Annotated in this window: 18 protein-coding genes; all 18 read left to right on the top strand. The window is 60.9% G+C overall.

Annotated elements, in window-relative coordinates:
- Positions 1-14 precede the first annotated feature (14 nt).
- The 18 genes from tagF (at position 15) to tssH (ending at position 18,102) form a co-directional block, all read left to right on the top strand.
- The gene (gene tagF, locus ACYF6X_RS05280; protein WP_063990285.1) at positions 15-734 is read left to right on the top strand and encodes a type VI secretion system-associated protein TagF; all 720 of its coding nucleotides are present in this window, start codon (positions 15-17) and stop codon (positions 732-734) included.
- 23 nt (positions 735-757) lie between these two features.
- Positions 758-1,789: a type VI secretion system protein TssA gene (gene tssA / locus ACYF6X_RS05275; protein ID WP_308385602.1), complete on the top strand. Its 1,032-nt coding sequence runs from the start codon at positions 758-760 to the stop codon at positions 1,787-1,789.
- 121 nt (positions 1,790-1,910) lie between these two features.
- Positions 1,911-2,447, top strand: coding sequence for a type VI secretion system contractile sheath small subunit (gene tssB, locus ACYF6X_RS05270; protein ID WP_033635026.1), 537 nt, complete (start codon positions 1,911-1,913; stop codon positions 2,445-2,447).
- Between the two features lie 3 nt (positions 2,448-2,450).
- Positions 2,451-3,956 carry a type VI secretion system contractile sheath large subunit gene (tssC, locus tag ACYF6X_RS05265; RefSeq protein WP_016927259.1) on the top strand — a complete coding sequence of 502 codons (1,506 nt, stop codon included), beginning with the start codon at positions 2,451-2,453 and terminating at the stop codon, positions 3,954-3,956.
- A 67-nt stretch (positions 3,957-4,023) separates the two neighbouring features.
- The gene (locus ACYF6X_RS05260) at positions 4,024-4,407 is read left to right on the top strand and encodes a Rap1a/Tai family immunity protein (protein WP_025303292.1); all 384 of its coding nucleotides are present in this window, start codon (positions 4,024-4,026) and stop codon (positions 4,405-4,407) included.
- A complete protein-coding gene (locus ACYF6X_RS05255; RefSeq protein WP_130017262.1) occupies positions 4,404-4,895 on the top strand; it encodes a T6SS effector amidase Tae4 family protein in 492 nt (163 codons plus the stop codon). The genes ACYF6X_RS05260 and ACYF6X_RS05255 overlap by 4 nt, the downstream gene beginning before the upstream one ends.
- 26 nt (positions 4,896-4,921) lie before the next feature.
- The gene (locus ACYF6X_RS05250; RefSeq protein WP_130017261.1) at positions 4,922-5,350 is read left to right on the top strand and encodes a T6SS amidase immunity protein Tai4 family protein; all 429 of its coding nucleotides are present in this window, start codon (positions 4,922-4,924) and stop codon (positions 5,348-5,350) included.
- A 195-nt stretch (positions 5,351-5,545) separates the two neighbouring features.
- Positions 5,546-6,028, top strand: a complete 483-nt coding sequence (locus ACYF6X_RS05245) for an Hcp family type VI secretion system effector (protein ID WP_004961372.1) — start codon at positions 5,546-5,548, stop codon at positions 6,026-6,028.
- Between the two features lie 81 nt (positions 6,029-6,109).
- A complete protein-coding gene (locus ACYF6X_RS05240; RefSeq protein ID WP_130017260.1) occupies positions 6,110-6,904 on the top strand; it encodes a lysozyme inhibitor LprI family protein in 795 nt (264 codons plus the stop codon).
- On the top strand, positions 6,882-7,250 hold the full coding sequence (locus ACYF6X_RS05235; RefSeq protein ID WP_130017259.1) for a T6SS amidase immunity protein Tai4 family protein: 369 nt from the start codon (positions 6,882-6,884) through the stop codon (positions 7,248-7,250). The genes ACYF6X_RS05240 and ACYF6X_RS05235 overlap by 23 nt, the downstream gene beginning before the upstream one ends.
- A 243-nt stretch (positions 7,251-7,493) precedes the next feature.
- Positions 7,494-9,230 carry a type VI secretion system-associated FHA domain protein TagH gene (gene tagH, locus ACYF6X_RS05230; protein WP_130017258.1) on the top strand — a complete coding sequence of 579 codons (1,737 nt, stop codon included), beginning with the start codon at positions 7,494-7,496 and terminating at the stop codon, positions 9,228-9,230.
- Entirely contained in the window at positions 9,230-10,003 is a 774-nt protein-coding gene (locus ACYF6X_RS05225; protein WP_015378289.1) for a PP2C family protein-serine/threonine phosphatase, read from the top strand. Before tagH ends, ACYF6X_RS05225 begins: the two co-directional genes overlap by 1 nt.
- A 28-nt stretch (positions 10,004-10,031) precedes the next feature.
- The gene (locus ACYF6X_RS05220; protein WP_130017257.1) at positions 10,032-11,018 is read left to right on the top strand and encodes a type VI secretion system-associated protein; all 987 of its coding nucleotides are present in this window, start codon (positions 10,032-10,034) and stop codon (positions 11,016-11,018) included.
- Between the two features lie 15 nt (positions 11,019-11,033).
- Positions 11,034-11,855, top strand: coding sequence for a type VI secretion system accessory protein TagJ (locus tag ACYF6X_RS05215; RefSeq protein ID WP_277986671.1), 822 nt, complete (start codon positions 11,034-11,036; stop codon positions 11,853-11,855).
- Between the two features lie 2 nt (positions 11,856-11,857).
- A complete protein-coding gene (locus ACYF6X_RS05210) occupies positions 11,858-12,433 on the top strand; it encodes a type VI secretion system baseplate subunit TssE (protein WP_038876749.1) in 576 nt (191 codons plus the stop codon).
- 4 nt (positions 12,434-12,437) lie between these two features.
- A complete protein-coding gene (gene tssF / locus ACYF6X_RS05205; RefSeq protein WP_063990295.1) occupies positions 12,438-14,324 on the top strand; it encodes a type VI secretion system baseplate subunit TssF in 1,887 nt (628 codons plus the stop codon).
- On the top strand, positions 14,321-15,391 hold the full coding sequence (gene tssG, locus ACYF6X_RS05200; RefSeq protein WP_107226397.1) for a type VI secretion system baseplate subunit TssG: 1,071 nt from the start codon (positions 14,321-14,323) through the stop codon (positions 15,389-15,391). Before tssF ends, tssG begins: the two co-directional genes overlap by 4 nt.
- Before the next feature lie 56 nt (positions 15,392-15,447).
- Entirely contained in the window at positions 15,448-18,102 is a 2,655-nt protein-coding gene (gene tssH / locus ACYF6X_RS05195; protein ID WP_130017256.1) for a type VI secretion system ATPase TssH, read from the top strand.
- Positions 18,103-18,112: the final 10 nt, after the last annotated feature.

Genomic DNA, 18,112 nt, shown 5'->3' with positions numbered 1-18,112 from the left:
GAAAGGACATGACCATGAGCACTGATTCAAGCGCCCCGACGAGCCTCGGCTGGTACGGCAAACTTCCTTCCGCCGGCGACTTCCTGCAGCGCCGCCTGCCCGATCCGGTGGTCAACAACTGGGCCCACTGGTTCCATAACGGGCTGGTGAATTTGCAGCGCGATGCACAGGGGCCGAACGGCCACCCGTTCAGCAATGCACCGGTGTGGAACTTCGTGATCCCCGCCACGCTCGGCAGCCCGTACGTGCAGATGGGTTGCCTGTTGCCGGCGCGCGATCGCGTCGGGCGACGCTACCCGATCTGCGCGCTGCGCCTGTTCAGCCAACAGGATTGGCGACCGCAACAGCTGAACATGGCGGCGAGCTGGTACCAACAGCTCGGTCATACCCTGCTGAACGGCGTGCGCAACGGTTTCTCCGCCGAGCAGATCGACCGCACGTTGCAGGCTATTCCGGCGCTGCCCAGCCCGCCGGCGGAAGCGGATTCTGAGATATTGTCGATTATCGGTTTTCAGCATCCGGACGTGCCGGGCCTCGGCTGGCAACAGGCCGCCGACTGTTTCGACCCGGCGCAGTACACCAGTTTCTGGTGGACCAATCAGGCCGACGGACACCCGCTCTACACCCACGTGCACAGCGGCAACCTCACCGTGCAGCTGTTTTCACTGCTGTTCGAGCCCAACGGCTGGGCGCGCCCCGGTCGCGGCGGCCAGTACCCGCAAATGTTTGATTAACATCGCTCGTTGAAGGAAATTTTATGGCTATCGACACCGATACCCTGCTGGCCCCGGTCGACGCAGACAATCCCTGCGGCGACAACCTGGAATACGACGCCGACTTTCTGGCGATGGAACAAGCCGCCACCGGCAAGGCCGAACAGCAGTTCGGCAGCACCATCATTCCGGAAGAAGCACCGGACTGGGTGCAGGTCGAGCGCCTCGCGACCTCGCTGTTGGCACGAACCAAGGACCTGCGCGTCATGCTGTATCTCACCCGCGCCTGGACCCAGCTGCGCGGATTGCCGGGCTACGCCGACGGGCTGACGCTGATCCACCAGTCGATACTCCGCTACTGGGACACCCTGCAACCGCCTCTGGAGTTCGATGGGGAAGCCGACCCGCTGTTTCGCATCAACGCGCTGGCTGACCTTGGCGACAAGGCCGCGCTGGCCGCCAGCGTCCGCGCTGCGCCGCTGCTGAAAAGCGCTGCCGGAGAAATCTCGCTGCGCGATGCCGGCGCCCTGCTCGACGGCAGCAAGCAGGAGTGCCCCAACTTTCCCGGCGGCCGTGCGCGGCTGCAGGATGAACTGGCGCAGCAGGATCGCCCCGAAGGCGCCCTGGTGACGCGCATCGCCAACACCCTGAGCGCCATTCGCGGCGAAGTGACCCGCCATCTGGGAGAAAGCGCACTGCCGGAAATGAGCGCGCTCACCAAGGTCTTTTCTCTGGTGGCGCTCGCCGGCCAAAGCGATGCCCCGGCCGCCGCCGAACCGGACGCCTTGCCGGACACCGCCGCCGTGCCCCCCCCCGCCGCCGTGCAAAGCGCCACCGCCCCGCTCAACTGGCGCAGCGCGCAGATCCAGTCGCGCGACGACGCACAGCTGATGCTGGACAAGGTGAAAAACTATTTTCGTCTTCATGAGCCGAGCCACCCGGCGCCGCTGATGATCGATCGGGTCCAGCGGTTGATTACGCTGGACTTTATGCAAATCGTCCGCGATTTGGCGCCCGATGGGCTTAACCAACTGGAGACCATTCTCGGTCGCCCCGACAACGAGGAGAACAGCTAGCCGCCGACCTTTGTTCTCTTGACGCATCCGATACCGTCTGCTCCCGCGCAGACCCGAATCAGAACCTGACTCTCCCAGCCGGACGAGGCGCGTTCCCAATCGCCATTAGATGGAGTAAATCATGTCAAACTCGAAATCCCGCAGCGGGCAGAAATTCATCGCCCGCAACCGCGCGCCGCGCGTACAGATTGAATACGATGTCGAAATTTATGGCGCAGAGCGCAAAATCCAGCTGCCGTTCGTGATGGGCGTGATGGCGGATCTGGTGGGGAAAGCGGTCGATCCGCAAGCCAGCGTGGAAGAGCGCAAGTTCATGGAAATCGACGTCGACAACTTCGACGAGCGCATGAAATCGCTGAAGCCGCGCGTCGCCTACCAGGTCGACAACACGCTGACCGGCGAAGGCAAGCTGAACATCGATCTGACCTTCGAAAGCATGGAAGACTTCTCCCCTGCCGCCATCGCCCGCAAGGTCGACGCGCTGGACAATCTGCTGGACGCCCGCACCCAGCTTTCCAACCTGCTGTCCTACATGGACGGCAAGAACGGCGCCGAAGAGCTGATCTCCAAGATCCTGCAAAATCCGGCGCTGCTGCAATCCCTGACCGACGCGCCGAAGCCGGCGGTTAACGACGAAAACAACGAGCGTGAGGATTAATCGATGAGCAACTCGCCTCAGCAACAAAATGCGTTGCAGACCACCGAGACTTTTTCCAGCGATGAATTCAGCGCGCTGCTGAATAAAGAGTTCCGGCCGAAGACCGATCAGGCCAAAGAAGCGGTCGAGAACGCGGTGAAAACCCTGGCGCAGCAGGCGCTGGAAAACACCGTCACCGTCTCTTCCGACGCCTACCGCACCATTCAGGCGCTGATTGCGGAAATCGACGAAAAGCTGTCGCAGCAGATCAACCAGATCATTCACCACGACGACTTCCAGAAGCTGGAAGGCGCCTGGCACGGCCTGCATTATCTGGTCAACAACTCCGAAACCGACGAGATGCTGAAGATCCGCTTCATGAGCATTTCCAAGCAGGAGCTGGGCCGCACGCTGAAGCGTTATAAGGGCGTGGGCTGGGACCAGAGCCCGATCTTCAAGAAAGTCTATGAAGAAGAGTATGGCCAGTTCGGCGGCGAGCCGTTCGGCTGCCTGGTGGGCGACTACTACTTCGATCACAGCCCGCAGGACGTGGAGCTGCTGGGCGAAATGGCCAAGATCGGCGCTGCCTCGCACTGCCCGTTCATCGCCGGCACCGCGCCAAGCGTGATGCAGATGGAGTCCTGGCAGGAGCTGTCCAACCCGCGCGATCTGACCAAGATTTTCCAGAACACCGAGTACGCCGCCTGGCGCAGCCTGCGTGAGTCGGAAGACGCGCGCTACCTGGGCCTGGTAATGCCGCGTTTCCTGGCGCGCCTGCCATACGGCATCCGCACCAACCCGGTGGACGAGTTTGACTTCGAAGAAGACACCGACGGCGCGACCCACGGCAATTACACCTGGACCAACGCCGCCTACGCCATGGCCGCCAACATCAACCGTTCGTTCAAAGAGTTCGGTTGGTGCACCGCCATTCGCGGGGTGGAATCCGGCGGCGCGGTGGAAAACCTGCCGTGCCACACCTTCCCGAGCGACGACGGCGGCGTGGACATGAAGTGCCCGACCGAGATCGCCATCAGCGATCGCCGCGAAGCCGAGCTGGCCAAAAACGGCTTTATGCCGCTGGTGCACCGCAAAAACTCCGACTTCGCTGCCTTTATCGGCGCGCAGTCGCTGCAGAAGCCGGCGGAATACTACGATGCCGACGCCTCCGCCAACGCCCAGCTTTCCGCGCGCCTGCCGTACCTGTTCGCCTGCTGCCGCTTCGCGCATTACCTGAAGTGCATCGTGCGCGACAAAATTGGCTCCTTCCGCGAGCGCGACGACATGGAACGCTGGCTGAACGACTGGATCATGAACTACGTGGACGGCGATCCGGCCAACTCCTCGCAGGAAACCAAGTCGCGCAAACCGCTGGCCGCGGCGGAAGTGCAGGTGGAAGAGATCGAAGACAACCCGGGCTATTACAGCGCCAAGTTCTTCCTGCGCCCGCACTACCAGCTGGAAGGCCTGACCGTCTCCCTGCGCCTGGTGTCGAAGCTGCCTTCGCTGAAGCAAAACGACGCGTCTTGATGGACTGAAGTCAGGCCGCGGTAGTGCGGCCTGGCTGATACATCAACCTCATCACAGGGAAAGAAAGATGAAGACAAAACGGTTTTATCTGGCATCGCTGTTGGCTGTCGTCTGCTCGCTCTCCGCCGCGCCGCCAGCTTTCGCAGAGCAGACATCGATAGCGCATTTGACGTCCGATGATGTCAATCTGCCAGGCAGCGACTTTTTCCGTTTCTATCGCAGTGCAGATAAACAGGAAAAAGAGAAAGCGCGGATTTATTTGCTGGGCGTGCTGGACGCGACGGAAGGAAAAAGCTGGTGCCAATACAGCCAGCTACAAACCGTCACTCTGCAGGAGTTTGTGTTCGAATTCTTTAATAAACTTCCCGCTGCGCGCCTGCACGAAAGGGCTGCCCCCCTGATTGAAGAGGCTCTGGCGACTCGCTTCCCCTGCAAAGGAGGCAAAGCATGAAACCTTTATATCGTCAGCTAAAAAGCAGCCATTACTCCTCTGATTACTCTAGCCCGGGATATTTGGCAGCAGAAGCCGTTTACGCCGAGATTGGTTATGAGCTTGATACGCTTCTAAAGCAAAACCCTGGTTATGCCAATACCTGTGCCGTCCGCATGAGCCTGGCGCTGTTGAAAGCCGGCATCAGCTTCAAAGGCCGCCTGCCAATCAAAAAAGGCGCCTATAAGGGTAAAGCGATTGAACCTGGAGCCAAACTGCTGGCCGATCAGTTGCATCGCTCCAGTAGTTTTGGCAAAGCCAACATTTTCTTTAATGCTCCAGATGCAGAGAAGGGTATCGGCAATAAAAAAGGCGTCGTGTTCTTCAATAAAATAACCAACTATGATGGCGGACACATTGATCTTATCGAACCAGAAAACTCGCTATTGACCTGCCATTCCCATTGCTATTTTAACTGCAAAGAAGTCTGGTTTTGGGAATTAAGCTAGTGTTTCATCGGCTTATCAGTAAATGCATGAGGTTTGGTTTAACTGCATGCTTGCTTATCGCCTCATTAAGGCTGCAAGCAGCGCTGATTCAGGATCCTGTGGCATTTATCAAACAGATGCCTTATCACCAGGTCGTAAAAGAACTGGCATTGTCACGCTGCCTGGTACAGGTCTCCGATTCGGATAAAGCATTCTCTCTTGATGCAGCCAGAACGGCGAATGCGATGAGAGAATGGATGCCATTCGATATCGAATCAGGTGATGAGAAAATCAATGTTCTCATCGACAAATATAAATCCAGAATTAATGAGTTTCACAGCGAAACTAAAGACAAGAGTCAAGGTGTCACCTTAAACTGCCTGCGATTGTACCATAGCCCTGAATTGGACAAGCTTTCTCGACAGCTTATAGCTGGCAACCCAGATCGCACGTGGAATCAAGATAACGCGAAATAATGAAGCATTGAGCCATTAGCACTTAATAGTGGCTCGGTAACCCGTACCGATAGTTTTCGGTATTTAAGAAGGTGCATGGCACAAGGATATAAATTGGTAATGCATTACCACACTTGCAATTCCTGCTGCTATTACCTGAGTTTTTCAACGTAACGTTAATACTACTGTTAACCCTTAATAAAGAGTGAAGAAACTATGGCTATTGATATGTTCCTGAAAGTTGAAGGTGCCAGCGGCGAATCTAAAGATTCGAATCACAAAGGCTGGACCGACATTACTTCTTTCTCCTGGGGCGCTTCTCAACCGGGCAATATGGGCGTTGGCGGCGGCGGTGGCGCCGGTAAAGTGTGCTTCAACGATCTGCACGTTAACGCGCTGGTCGACAAGTCAACCCCGGCGCTGCTGAAGCACTGCTCCAGCGGTAAGCACCTGACCAAGGTTGAGTTGTCTGTCTGCAAGGCGGGCGGTACTCAGGTTGAGTACGTTAAAATCACCCTGGACGACGTGCTGGTCACCGCCGTGCAGTACACCGGCGCAGGCGGCGAAGACACCGTGGGCGTCACCTACTCCTTCCAGGCGGCGAAAGTGAAACAGCAATACTGGGAGCAGAGCGACAAAGGCGGCAAAGGCGCCGAAAGCAGCGCAGGTTGGAACATCAAGGAAAACCGCGAAGCTTAATTGTTATACAACCTCCCCGTTATGGGGAGGTTGGTTAGCAAACACAGGACAGTTCGCTGCAGAAAGAAGGGCATCACTCTATTGAAAAAACATAAATTTCTAATCAGTGGCGTCTTGTTATCGTTCTGTGCATACGCGGCAGAAAAAAACGTTAATGCCCCAACATCATCAACTATTGATGGCTTATGGCAAGTGACTCAGGTCAACATAGACAATGAGACTACCCGCACACTTAACTATCAACTTAACGACCCTCGTTTACTAGGAAGGGTAATCAATATTTCCACTAAATCAATAGAAAACAATCTGCCGGAAAAAGACGTCTGCACAGCGCCAACCTTAAGTATTGAGAGAAGCACGCTGAATCAATTCATCGGCAAGTCGATGGGCGGAGATAAAAGCATCTCGGCTAAAAACTATACATTGAAAGAAAACGGCCTAGCAGAAGTCTCTCTTTTCAAGATCGCTTGTCACTCCGGATCATTCGGCCCATCCGATAATGGTGCAGGCTCCAGCTTTGCCGCTCTCAATCCACAAAAAATGCTGGTTAATTGGTACGATGGTTCGCTACTGCAATTAGAACGGTTACCGAAAGATCCTAAACCTGCTGCGTCTTTCGACTGTGCTAAATCTACAAGCGTTGTTGAAAAAACTATCTGCTCAGACTTCAATTTATCCGCCTATGACAAAAGCGTTTCTCAAGCTTGGCTGTTGGCAAAAAAGCAGGCGGCCGATGCAGGAGATAAAAAACTGGTGGCCACTTTAAACAACACGCAAAAATCTTGGTTACTGCAAAGGGATAAATGCCGAGATGACAAAGACTGCCTGGCCAATACCATGCAAAAACGAATCGATGAACTCACGTCATACGATTAAAACTGTATTCCTACTCACGTTGGCGGTATTAAATACTGAAGCTTCCGCCAACGAAAAGTACTCCCCTGCCGAGTACCTCAAAAACTACGCGCTTAGCGTTTGTATCGCCGAGGGGTACTCAGCAAAAGAAGTCAAAAACGATGCCGCCGCCAGGGGTTACATGGAGTTCGGCAATTATTCTCTGGAAGCGCATACCGCTGTCAGGGCGCTGGCAAAAGAATTTCTGGCAAAGCCCTATGACAGCATGTCTGGGGAGCCGATGACGATGGCAAAGTGCATCGATCTTGTACATAGCCAAGCGTTGCAAGCCATCATCAAGAAGTACCAAGGGAAAGACGACAACTGATATCAGAATTAGTTATGAGAGAGCCGTTACCCTTGAGATGTTCAACGGAATTTTATTTCACCTTCTTATTCCATAATTCTTTCAATTAATAATAAAAGCATTTAGTAAAATTAAGACTACAACAAGCCTTAGTGAACGAGTTAAGAAACAACTTAACGGCTTGCCAAAATACCCGCAAATTTTGGCAAGCCATAGATCGAATCATTAATTATTGCACTACCTCCTAATCAGCAGGAATGCCTTATGCGATTTTCCATTGTAAAAAATAAAAGCGGCCAGGTTCCGCCGCAGAGCAGTTGCGATTTTCTGCCGCCGGGCGGCACCATCGGCCGCAGCGTGGACAACAACCTGGTACTGCCGGACGAAGAGCGCGCCATTTCTCGCCTGCAGGCGATCGTGCATATTTCCGCTGACGGCGAATGCCGCATCACCAACCGCGGCAACGTTACCCGCGTGCTGCTGAACGACATTCCGCTGGAACGTGGCCGCCAGGTTGAACTGCAGGACGGCGACGTGCTCGGCATCGACGATTACCAGATTGAAGTCAGCGCGCTGCACCAGCACGCCGCGCCACAGACTCAACCGGTGGCCAAGGCCGCCGCCGTTGCCGCTGCGGCGGCCCCAACAGCCGCCGCCAAAGAAAAATCCGCCGCGCCCATCCCCAACGAAATCTGGGACAGCCTGGTGGAAGAATTTACCCCGAATGCGCCGGCCGCCGTCACGCCGCCGCCGGTCGCCAATCCTGGCAACCACCCGCTGCTGGACACCCCCGCTCGCGAGCTGAACCCGGCCGATCCGCTGGCGCAGCTGGCGGGCGATGTCGATCTGCGCCAGCTGCAGCAGCAGCAAACCGATCCGGCGGCGCTGTTCAACACCGACACCACCTTTGAGCGCGAACACATCCTCGCCGATACCACCCCCAGCGCGCTGCTGGCGGAGCAGGCTGCGCCAGCGCGGCCGGCAACCCCGGCTCAGAATGCGCAGCAACCGGAGCAAGAGCTGGATCCGCTGGCGCTGTTCGGCGGTTCATCCGCTCCCGCGTCGCCCGAGACGCTAAACAGCAACGATCCGCTGGGGCTGCTGATGGGCGGCGCCGTGCCGCTGGCTCAGCCGGACGAGCCGGTACAGCCGCCCGTGCCGCCGTCTCCTCCGCCGATCGCCGCACAACCGCAAGCGCCACGCCCAGAGCCGACGCCGCCGCCCGTGCAGACGCCTGAGCCACAGCCACAACCCGTGCCGCAGTTCAACCAGCAGGAACCGCCTGCGCAGCCGCCGCGCCCGCGCCAGGGCAACCGCCTGGGCATCGATCCGGTCGCCTACCAGTCCGCTCAGCGGCAGCACGCCGCCGCGCCGAATGGCGACACCTTAGAGGGGCCACTGCTGACGGCGCTGTTGCAAGGCATCGGCCTCGACGATCTGCAGCCACAGCCGCACTTCGACGAACGGCAGATCCGCCAGGCCGGCCGCCTGCTGAGCCTGTTCTCGCAGGGCACCGTCGCCCTGCTTTCATCCCGCTCGATCCTCAAGCGCGGCGTGAAGGCCGAGATGACCATGATCCTCGACGAGGCCAACAACCCGTTCAAGCTGCTGCCTTCGGGCAAAACGGTGCTGATGCAGATGTTCGGCAGCCAGATGCCGGGCTTTATGCCGCCGGAGCAGGCGGTGCGCGACGCGCTGATCGACCTGCAGGCGCACCAGCTGGGAATGATCGCCGGTATTCGCGCCATCATCGCCGCCATGCTGCAGTCGTTTAACCCGGAGCGCCTCGAAGAGGAAGCGCGCAAGGAAGGCGTGGCGCCGCGCCTGTCGCTGCCCGCCAACCGCAAGGCTGCGCTGTGGGACTACTTCGTGAAGAACTATCAGCAAACCTCCGGCGAGATCGAGGACGATTTCCACACCCTGTTCGGCGAAGCCTTCCTGCACGCCTATGACGTTGAAGTGAATCAATACAAAGACTCACAGACCAAACCGGACGCGTAATGAATATCACCATAGCCTCTACCTCCAACCAGGGCGGCCGCGCCTCCAACCAGGATCAGACCGGCGAGGTGCTCGGCAACCGCGCCGCCTGCTTCGTGGTGTGCGACGGCATCGCCGGCTTTCCGGGCGGCGATATCGCCGCCAAACTGGCGCGCGACACCATTTTGCAAAACTTCGACGGCGAAAAGCACCTGAACGCCCAAAGCATTCGCCAGCACATTACGCGCGCCAACGCCGCCATCCACCAGCAGCAGCGACAGTCGGACGAATACAGCAAGATGGGCACCACGCTGGTCAGCCTGTTTATCGATCGCGATTACCAGCTGGCCTACTGGGCGCACGCCGGCGACAGCCGCCTGTACCTGTTCCGCCGCGGCTACCTGCATGCCGTCACCACCGACCACAGCCTGATCCAGCAGATGCAGGACGCCGGCTATCAGACCAACGGCATCAACAGCAACCTGCTGTATTTCGCGCTGGGGCTGAACGAAGAGCGCGACGCCACCTACAGCGACGTGCTGCAGCTGGAAGACGGCGACGTTTTCCTGCTGTGCACCGACGGCTTCTGGCACAGCTTCAGCCAGGCCGAGCTGGAACAGTCGCTGCACATGGTCAACTCCCCCAGCGAGTGGATCGCCCTGATGCAGCAGGCATGGAAGAAAAACAATAACAGCGATAACTACAGCGCTATCGCCGTCTGGATTGGCTCACCGCAGGAAACCACCCTGCTGCATTCGCTGGCGGATGCGGAGCGGTTTCTGAGCCGCGACTGAGCAGCGCACATTCACAGCAAGGTTCACTATGAAATATTGGATGCCGGGGCTCGTCGCCCTGATGGCGGTACCGACCGCGCAGGCGATGAACTATCGCCTGGTTTACTCCCCCAGCCAGAAGCTGGAAGTGTTTATCGATGACGTCAAAAACAGCAATCCGGCAAGCTGGTGCGGCAAGAGCATCCCGCTGCGCATCGTCTCGGCGCAAAGCCAAGATCCGGCGGTGCTGAACGACTTTCTGCCGCGCGTCGGCAATCTGCTGGAAAAGCAGTGCCCCAAAGCCGGCCACCTGCCCTGGACGCTGACCGACAAGCGCGGTGAAAAGCTGGCCAGCGGCGAAGCCGCCAAAGCGCGCGGCTGGAAACCGGTGGTCAAACAGGAATCCGCCGAGCAACCGGAAACCCCGCCGCAGCCGGCGATCCCTGCGGCGGTAGCCGTGACCTCTCCGCAGGCGGACACCGCGCCGCCTCAGCGTTTCAACCTGCCGCAGGGCTGCCACTTCCGCACCTTCTGGCATGACGACGCCAACGGCGGCGCGCTGTTCATTCCCGCCGGCGACGCGCTGCGCTGCGGCGAGGACGGCTGGCTGCAGGGCAGCGGCGCGGTCACGCTGCAACAGGGCGGCCAAATCCTCTCGCCGACATTGTGGTTCCTGCAGGGCTATCCGCTGGCGCAGATCAACGGCGGCGATCGCGCGCTGACCGTCGTCAGCGCCAACGCCCAACGGCTGGTTCTGGGCGGTAACCCGCAGGCGCCGGGCAGCTTCCTGCTGCTGAGATTCGAACCGAAGCTGCACGCCTGGGCGTTCAACGGCGAAGCGATCGTTGAAATGCCGCGCATCGACGCCGCTGACGAGAACAAGGTCAAACAGCGCCTGCAGCAGGCGCAAACCGCCTGGCAACCGCTGCTGAACGCCCCCGCTCCGCTGACCTTCAAGCTGGTGGAAAAGCTGGCCGCAGACCGGGTCGATCCCGCCAGCGGCAGCTACCTGTCGGTTAACGGCGCCACTCACTGATTATAAGGAAAGCCTGTGAAATCATTAGCAAGCATGCTGCAAGGCCAGTCGATTGGCGCGGCCATCACCGCCGTCGAAAACGAGATCAAGGCGAAACCGGCGGATGCCGACCTGCGCGCCGCGCTGGTGCAACTGCTGTGCCTGAGCGGCAACTGGACGCGCGCCAACGCGCAGCTGAAATCCTGGCAGGCGCTGAAACCGATCGCCCAACCAACCACCTTGCTGCTGGCGCAGTCGATTAACGCCGAGCTGCAACGCCAGGCGGTGTTCGCCGGCACGGCCGCGCCGGCGCTGCTGCGGCAGGATCAGCCCTGGCTGAAACTGATGGTGCAGGCGCTGCATCAGGATGCGCAAGGCGCGGCCGAGCAGGCCCAGGCGCTGCGCGATGAAGCGCTGGAAGCCGCCCCGGCCGGCGCCGGGCGGTTAACGCTGGCCGAAGGCGACCAAGAACGGCAGCTGCGTTTCGACTGGCTGACCGACGGTGACGGCCGCCTCGGGCCGGTATGCGAGCTGGCGCTGAACGGCGTTTACTACTGGCTGCCGTTCGCCGATATCGCCGCGATCCAGTTCCAGGCGCCGCAGAGCGCCATCGATCTGGTGTGGAGCCATGCGCTGGTGCGCCTCACCGACGGCCGCGAACAGGTGTGCCAACTGCCCGCCCGTTATCCGCTGGCCGAAGGCAGCGACGACGCGCTGCTGCTGGGCAAGCGCACCGAATGGCAACCGCTGGGCGACGGCACCCACTATGCGGGGCTGGGCCTGAAGACCTGGCTCAGCGAAAGCGACGAATTCCCGCTGCACAGCCTGCGGCAGCTGAGCTTCGACGCGAGCGCCTGAACATGAACGATAAGCGCCCACCCCATTACGACGGCGGCGATCTGCGCCGCCAGGGCTATCGCTATCGTCAGGACAGCGAGCGCCTGACGTCGCGCGACAAAATGCAGCCGGTGCTGCTCGACATGCTGACCGACGACGAACCGCAGAAAAAGCAGGAGGCGCAGGTGCGCAACCTGGTGTCGCACAGCGAGCTGCGCCGCCGGGTGCTGCGCGATCTGCAGTGGCTGTTCAACTGCGTCAACAGCGAATCCAATCTGGATCTGGGCGATTTTCCACAGGTGCGGCGCTCCACCCTGAATTACGGCATCGCCTCGCTGGCGGGCAAGCGCATGTCGGACATCGAATGGCTCGACATTCAGCGCGCGCTGACCGAGTCCATTCTCCATTTCGAACCGCGCATTTTGCCCGAGGGGCTGCAGGTGCGCTGCATCTCGGACACCGGCTCGCTGGAGCTGCACAACGTGCTGTCGATCGAAATCAAGGGCCGCCTGTGGTGCGTGCCCTATCCGCTGGAGTTTCTGTTCCGTACCGACGTGGATCTGGAAAACGGCCACTTCGATCTGAAAGACATAGGGTAAGGCGATGGACAGTAAACTTTTAGATTATTACAACCGCGAGCTGGCCTATCTGCGTGAGATGGGCGCCGAGTTCGCCGAACAGTACCCGAAGGTCGCGGGCCGTCTCGGCATGCGCGGCATCGACGTGGCGGATCCCTATATCGAGCGTCTGATGGAGGGCTTCGCCTTCCTCACCTCGCGCGTGCAGCTGAAAATGGACGCCGAGTTCCCGCGCTTTTCTCAGCGCTTGCTGGAGATCATCTACCCCAACTACCTGTCGCCGACGCCGTCGATGGCGATCGCCGAGCTGCAGCCGGACAGCAGCAAAGGCGACATCAGCAACGGCTTCGTGGTGCCGCGCGGCACCATGATGGACAGCCAGACGCTGAAGAAAAGCGGCATCACCTGCAGCTACACCACGGCGCATGACGTCACGCTGCAGCCGGTGCGCATCGCCGGCGTCGAGCTGGGCGGCATTCCGGCCGATATTCCGCTGGCCTCGCTGGGGCTGCAGCACAGCGGCTGCGTCAGCGCGCTGCGCATTCGCCTCGAGTGCTACGAAAGCGTGACGCTCAACAACCTGCAGCTGGACCAGTTGATGTTTTACCTGGCCGGGCCGGACATACAGGCGCAGCAGCTGCTGGAACTGCTGATGCAGCACAGCGTCGGGCTTGTCTGCCAAACGGTGGAGGCGCAGCCGCAGCGGCGCGCGCTGGCGCTGGACGGGCTGCGGCAGGAGGGCTTCGCCGCCGAACAGGCGCTGCTGCCCAACGACCTGCGCAACTTCGAAGGCTACCGGCTGCTGCAGGAGTACTTCGCCTTCCCGGCGCGCTTCCAGTTCTTCAGCGTCAACGGCCTGCGCCCGCTGCTGCAAAGCGTGCGCGAAGGGAAAAAGGCGCTGCGCCAGTTCGAGATCGTGGTGCTGCTGGATCGGCACGATGCCGCGCTGGAACGGGTGGTCGACGCCGCCCATTTGGCGCTGCACTGCACGCCGGTGATCAACCTGTTTCCGAAGGTCGCCGAACGCATCGCGATCAACGAAAAAAACCACGAATACCATCTGGTGGTCGACAATATCCGGCCGCTGGATTACGAAGTGTTCTCGGTGCAGCGGCTCGGCGGCAGCGCCAGCGAAAAACGCTACGAGCAAGAGTTTCGGCCGTTTTACAGCACCCTGAGCGCGGACGACGGCAACTATGGCGCCTACTTCTCGCTGCGGCGCGAACAGCGCACGCTGTCGGAGCACGCCCGCCGCTACGGCACCCGCACCGGCTATGCCGGTTCGGAAGTGTTCGTGTCGCTGGTGGACGAGCGGCAATCGCCGTGGCACAGCGATCTGAAATACCTCACCGCCGACGTATTGTGCACCAGCCGCGACCTGCCGTTGATGCTGCTGCAACAGGATCAGGGCAACTTCGTGATGCCCGACTCGATCCCGATCAAACAGGTCTCTCTGCGCAAAGGCCCCACTCCGCCGCGCCCGGCGCTGGCCGAAGGGATGATCACCTGGCGGTTGATCAGCCAGCTGCAGCTGAACTACCTCAGCATGATGGACGGCGATCCGGAACAGGGCGCCGCCAGCCTGCGCCAGTTGCTGGGGCTGTACGGCAACCTGAGCGAACCGGCGATCGCCAAACAGATCCAGGGCGTGCGCCACTGCAACCTGCGGCCGGTCTACCGGCGAGTGCCGGAGCCGGGCCCCATCGTGTTCGCGCGCGGCATCGCCATCGATCTGACGGTCGATGAGCAGGCGTTCTCCGGCAACAGCCCCTATCTGCTCGGCAGCGTGCTGGAGCGCCTGTTCTCGCGCCTGGTGGCGATGAACACCTTCACCGAGATGACGCTCTCCAGTCAGCAGCGCGGCGAAATCGCCCACTGGCAGGCGCGCATGGGCAAAAGGACGCTGATATGAACGCGGAGATGATTGCCACCGAACTGGCGCCGCCGCAGATCAACGCGCTGTATCGCCTGCCGGACGACTTCTGGCCGCGGTTGCGCAGCGCGCCTTACCAGCACGATCTGTTTCAGCTGCTGCGCCGCATCGACGCCCAGGGCGGTCAACCCTACCTGCTGGGGCGCGCGCCGCTGCCGCGCCACGAGATGCTGCGCCTGGGCCAGGAGCCATCGCTGTCGTTCGCGCCCTCCACGCTGGCGCAGGTGGCGCCGCGCGCCAACAGCACGCTGCACGACGTCTCGATCTTCAGCTTCGGTCTGTTCGGCCCCAACGGGCCGCTGCCGCTACACCTGACCGAATACGTGCGCGAACGGGTGTACCACCATCAGGACACCACCCTGCTGGCGTTCACCAACCTGTTCCATCACCGGCTCACGCTGCTGTTTTACCGCGCCTGGGCCGATGCGCAGCCGACGGTGTCGCTGGATCGTCCAGACAACCGGCGCTTCGACGAGTACCTGTCGAGCCTGATCGGCATCGGCCAGCCGGCGCAGCAGGAACGCGACAGCATCAACGCCCACGCCAAACATTTTATGGCCGGTCATCTGATTCGCCACAGCCGCGATCCGGAAGGCCTGAGCAAGATTTTGCAGCAGTATTTCAAGGTGCCGGTGCGCATCGTCGAAAACGTGCCGCACTGGCTGCGGGTGGAGCCGCGCGAGCAAGCTCGGCTCAAGGCCGGGCGCGGTGCGCCGCGGCTCGGCGAGTCGGCCTTTCTCGGCATCGCGGTGCGCGATATTCAGCACAAATTCCGCATCGAGCTGGGGCCGATGCCGCAGCGGGACTATGACCGCTTCCTGCCGGGCGCCGATCTGTGCCGGCAGCTGCGCGACTGGGTGCGCCAATACCTGGGCATCGAGTTCGTCTGGGAAGTCCGCCTGATCCTGGCGAAGGAGCAGGCGCACGGCATCCAGCTCGGCGGCGCGCAGCGACTGGGCCTGAGCAGCTGGCTGGCCGACGATCGGCGGCAACGCGATCTCGACGATCTGATCTTCAGCCCTGAACCGCTGGAAAATCCGTTCTGACCCTATTTCGGCCGGCGCCCTGCGGCGCCAGGCCACTCTGAGACCTGAGGAAAACCATGTCTGAAATCAGCCGCTCGGTATTATTTGGCAAACTGGATAGCCTGTTATTCACCTCTCTGGAAAGTGCGACGGCGTTTTGCAAGCTGCGCGGTAACCCCTACGTCGAACTGGCGCACTGGCTACATCAGCTGATGCAATCGCCGGACGGCGATCTGCAACAGATCGTGCGCCACTTCGCGCTGGACGAGGCGCAGTTGGCGCGCGACATCGTCGAGGCGCTCGATCGCCTGCCGCGCGGCGCCAGCGCCATCTCCGATCTGTCCGAGCACATCGACAGCGCGGTAGAACGCGCCTGGGTCTATGGCTCATTGAAATTCGGCGCGGCGCGCATCCGCGGCGGCCACCTGCTGCTCGGCATCCTGAAAACCTACAGCCTGCGCCATCTGCTGAAGGCCATTTCCCCGCAGTTCGAGCGCATCAACGCCGATCTGTTGATGGAGCAGTTCGCCGCCATCACCGCTCACTCGGCGGAAAACGCCCAGGATGCGCCGGCGGAAAGCAGCGCCGAGAACGTATCCGGCGCGCCGCGCAGCGGTGAAAGCGTGCTGGCGCAGTATGCCCAGGACCTGACCGCCAGAGCGCGCAACGGCGAGATCGATCCAGTGGCCGGCCGCGATGAAGAGATCCGGCAAATCATCGATATCCTGATGCGCCGCCGCCAGAACAACCCGCTGCTGACCGGCGAGGCCGGCGTCGGGAAAACCGCGGTGGTGGAAGGCCTGGCGCTGCGCATCGTGGCCGGCGACGTGCCGCCGCAGCTGCGCGACGTGAAGCTGTGCCTGCTGGACATCGGCATGCTGCAGGCCGGCGCCGGCGTCAAAGGCGAGTTTGAAAAACGGTTGCAGGCGGTGATCGACGAAGTGCAGTCCAGCCCGACGCCGATCATCCTGTTTATCGACGAAATTCACACCCTGATCGGCGCCGGCGGCGCCCAGGGCACCGGCGACGCCGCCAACCTGCTGAAACCGGCGCTGGCGCGCGGCCAACTGCGCACCCTCGGCGCCACCACCTGGTCGGAATACAAGAAATACATCGAGAAGGATCCGGCGCTCACCCGCCGTTTCCAGGTGGTACAGGTACACGAGCCGAGCGAAGACAAAGCGCTGCTGATGCTGCGCAGCACCGTCAGCCCGCTGGAGCAACACCACCGCGTGCTGCTGCTGGATGAAGCGGTAGACGCCGCGGTGCGGCTGTCGCATCGCTATATTCCTGCCCGCCAGTTGCCGGACAAAGCAGTGGCGCTGCTGGATACCGCTTGCGCGCGCGTGGCGGTCAGCCAACACGCCGAGCCTGCCCAGGTCGAAGACTGCCGCCACCGCATCGATGCGCTGCAGATAGAGTGGGATATCGCACGTCGCGAGGCCAAGGTGGGCATCGGCGATCCCCTGCGCCCGCAGGAGATTGAAGCCCAGCTGACCGCGCTGCGCCAGGAGTTGGAACAGTTGACCGACCGCTGGCAGCAGGAGCTGGCGCTGATCCAAGAGATCATCACACTGCGCGCCCAGCTGCACCGGCAGGAAGAAGAGTCTACTGAAGAAGAGACGCAGGCGCGCCCTGACGCCGACGCGCTGCGCGCCCAGTTGGGCGAACTGCAGCAGCAGTTAAGCGCGCTGCAAGGTGAAGCGCCGCTGATCTTCGCCGCCGTCGACGCCAATATCGTGGCGGCGGTAGTGGCCGACTGGACCGGCATCCCGCTGGGGCGCATGGTGAAAAACGAGATTGAGGCGGTGCTGCAACTCTCCGACACCCTGAACCAGCGCGTGATCGGCCAACGCCATGCGCTGGATCTGATCGCCCGCCGGGTGCGCACTTCGCGGGCGCGCCTGGACGATCCGAACAAGCCGGTCGGGGTGTTCCTGCTGGCTGGGCCATCCGGCGTCGGCAAGACCGAAACCGCGCTGGCACTGGCGGAAACCCTGTACGGCGGCGAGCAGAACGTCATCACCATCAACATGAGCGAATTCCAGGAGTCGCACACCGTTTCGACGCTGAAAGGCGCCCCCCCGGGCTATGTCGGCTACGGCGAAGGCGGCGTGCTGACCGAGGCGGTGCGCCGCCGCCCATACAGCGTGGTGCTGTTGGACGAAATCGAGAAGGCGCACCCGGACGTGCATGAAATCTTCTTCCAGGTGTTCGACAAGGGCTGGATGGAGGACGGCGAAGGTCGCCATATCGATTTCCGCAACACCATCATCATCCTGACCTCCAACGTCGGCACCGATCTGATCGCCGGGCTGTGCAGCGATCCGGAGCTGCTGCCGGAGCCGGAGGCGCTGAGCGGCGCGCTGCGCCAGCCGCTGTTGTCGGTATTCCCGGCGGCGCTGCTCGGCCGCCTGCTGGTGGTGCCGTATTACCCGCTGACCGACGCCACGCTGGGCAACATCGTGCGCCTGCAGCTGGGGCGCATCCAGCGTCGCCTGGCGGAGAATCACGACATCGTCTGCACCTTCGACGACGCGGTCATCGAGCAGATCGTCAGCCGCTGCACCGAGGTAGAGTCCGGCGGCCGCATGGTCGACGCCATCCTGACCAACACCCTGCTGCCGCAGATCAGCCACACCCTGCTGACCGGCAGCGCCAACGACCAGCGCTATCGCCAGCTGCATATCGCGCTGCAGAACCACGAATTCATTTGTCAATTTCAGGCATAACGCCGCGGCC

The sequence above is a fragment of the Serratia sp. ID 25-353 genome (assembly GCF_054792795.1).
The sequence above is the reverse complement of the archived record's forward strand: the minus strand, read 5'-3'. Positions and strand labels throughout refer to the sequence as shown.

What these genes read in the sequence shown, in the direction of transcription:
- tagF (WP_063990285.1), top strand. Translation starts at nt 15, where the DNA reads ATGAGCACTGATTCAAGCGCCCCGACGAGCCTCGGCTGGTACGGCAAA.
- tssA (WP_308385602.1), top strand. Translation starts at nt 758, where the DNA reads ATGGCTATCGACACCGATACCCTGCTGGCCCCGGTCGACGCAGACAAT.
- tssB (WP_033635026.1), top strand. Translation starts at nt 1,911, where the DNA reads ATGTCAAACTCGAAATCCCGCAGCGGGCAGAAATTCATCGCCCGCAAC.
- tssC (WP_016927259.1), top strand. Translation starts at nt 2,451, where the DNA reads ATGAGCAACTCGCCTCAGCAACAAAATGCGTTGCAGACCACCGAGACT.
- ACYF6X_RS05260 (WP_025303292.1), top strand. Translation starts at nt 4,024, where the DNA reads ATGAAGACAAAACGGTTTTATCTGGCATCGCTGTTGGCTGTCGTCTGC.
- ACYF6X_RS05255 (WP_130017262.1), top strand. Translation starts at nt 4,404, where the DNA reads ATGAAACCTTTATATCGTCAGCTAAAAAGCAGCCATTACTCCTCTGAT.
- ACYF6X_RS05250 (WP_130017261.1), top strand. Translation starts at nt 4,922, where the DNA reads ATGAGGTTTGGTTTAACTGCATGCTTGCTTATCGCCTCATTAAGGCTG.
- ACYF6X_RS05245 (WP_004961372.1), top strand. Translation starts at nt 5,546, where the DNA reads ATGGCTATTGATATGTTCCTGAAAGTTGAAGGTGCCAGCGGCGAATCT.
- ACYF6X_RS05235 (WP_130017259.1), top strand. Translation starts at nt 6,882, where the DNA reads ATGAACTCACGTCATACGATTAAAACTGTATTCCTACTCACGTTGGCG.
- tagH (WP_130017258.1), top strand. Translation starts at nt 7,494, where the DNA reads ATGCGATTTTCCATTGTAAAAAATAAAAGCGGCCAGGTTCCGCCGCAG.
- ACYF6X_RS05225 (WP_015378289.1), top strand. Translation starts at nt 9,230, where the DNA reads ATGAATATCACCATAGCCTCTACCTCCAACCAGGGCGGCCGCGCCTCC.
- ACYF6X_RS05220 (WP_130017257.1), top strand. Translation starts at nt 10,032, where the DNA reads ATGAAATATTGGATGCCGGGGCTCGTCGCCCTGATGGCGGTACCGACC.
- ACYF6X_RS05210 (WP_038876749.1), top strand. Translation starts at nt 11,858, where the DNA reads ATGAACGATAAGCGCCCACCCCATTACGACGGCGGCGATCTGCGCCGC.
- tssF (WP_063990295.1), top strand. Translation starts at nt 12,438, where the DNA reads ATGGACAGTAAACTTTTAGATTATTACAACCGCGAGCTGGCCTATCTG.
- tssG (WP_107226397.1), top strand. Translation starts at nt 14,321, where the DNA reads ATGAACGCGGAGATGATTGCCACCGAACTGGCGCCGCCGCAGATCAAC.
- tssH (WP_130017256.1), top strand. Translation starts at nt 15,448, where the DNA reads ATGTCTGAAATCAGCCGCTCGGTATTATTTGGCAAACTGGATAGCCTG.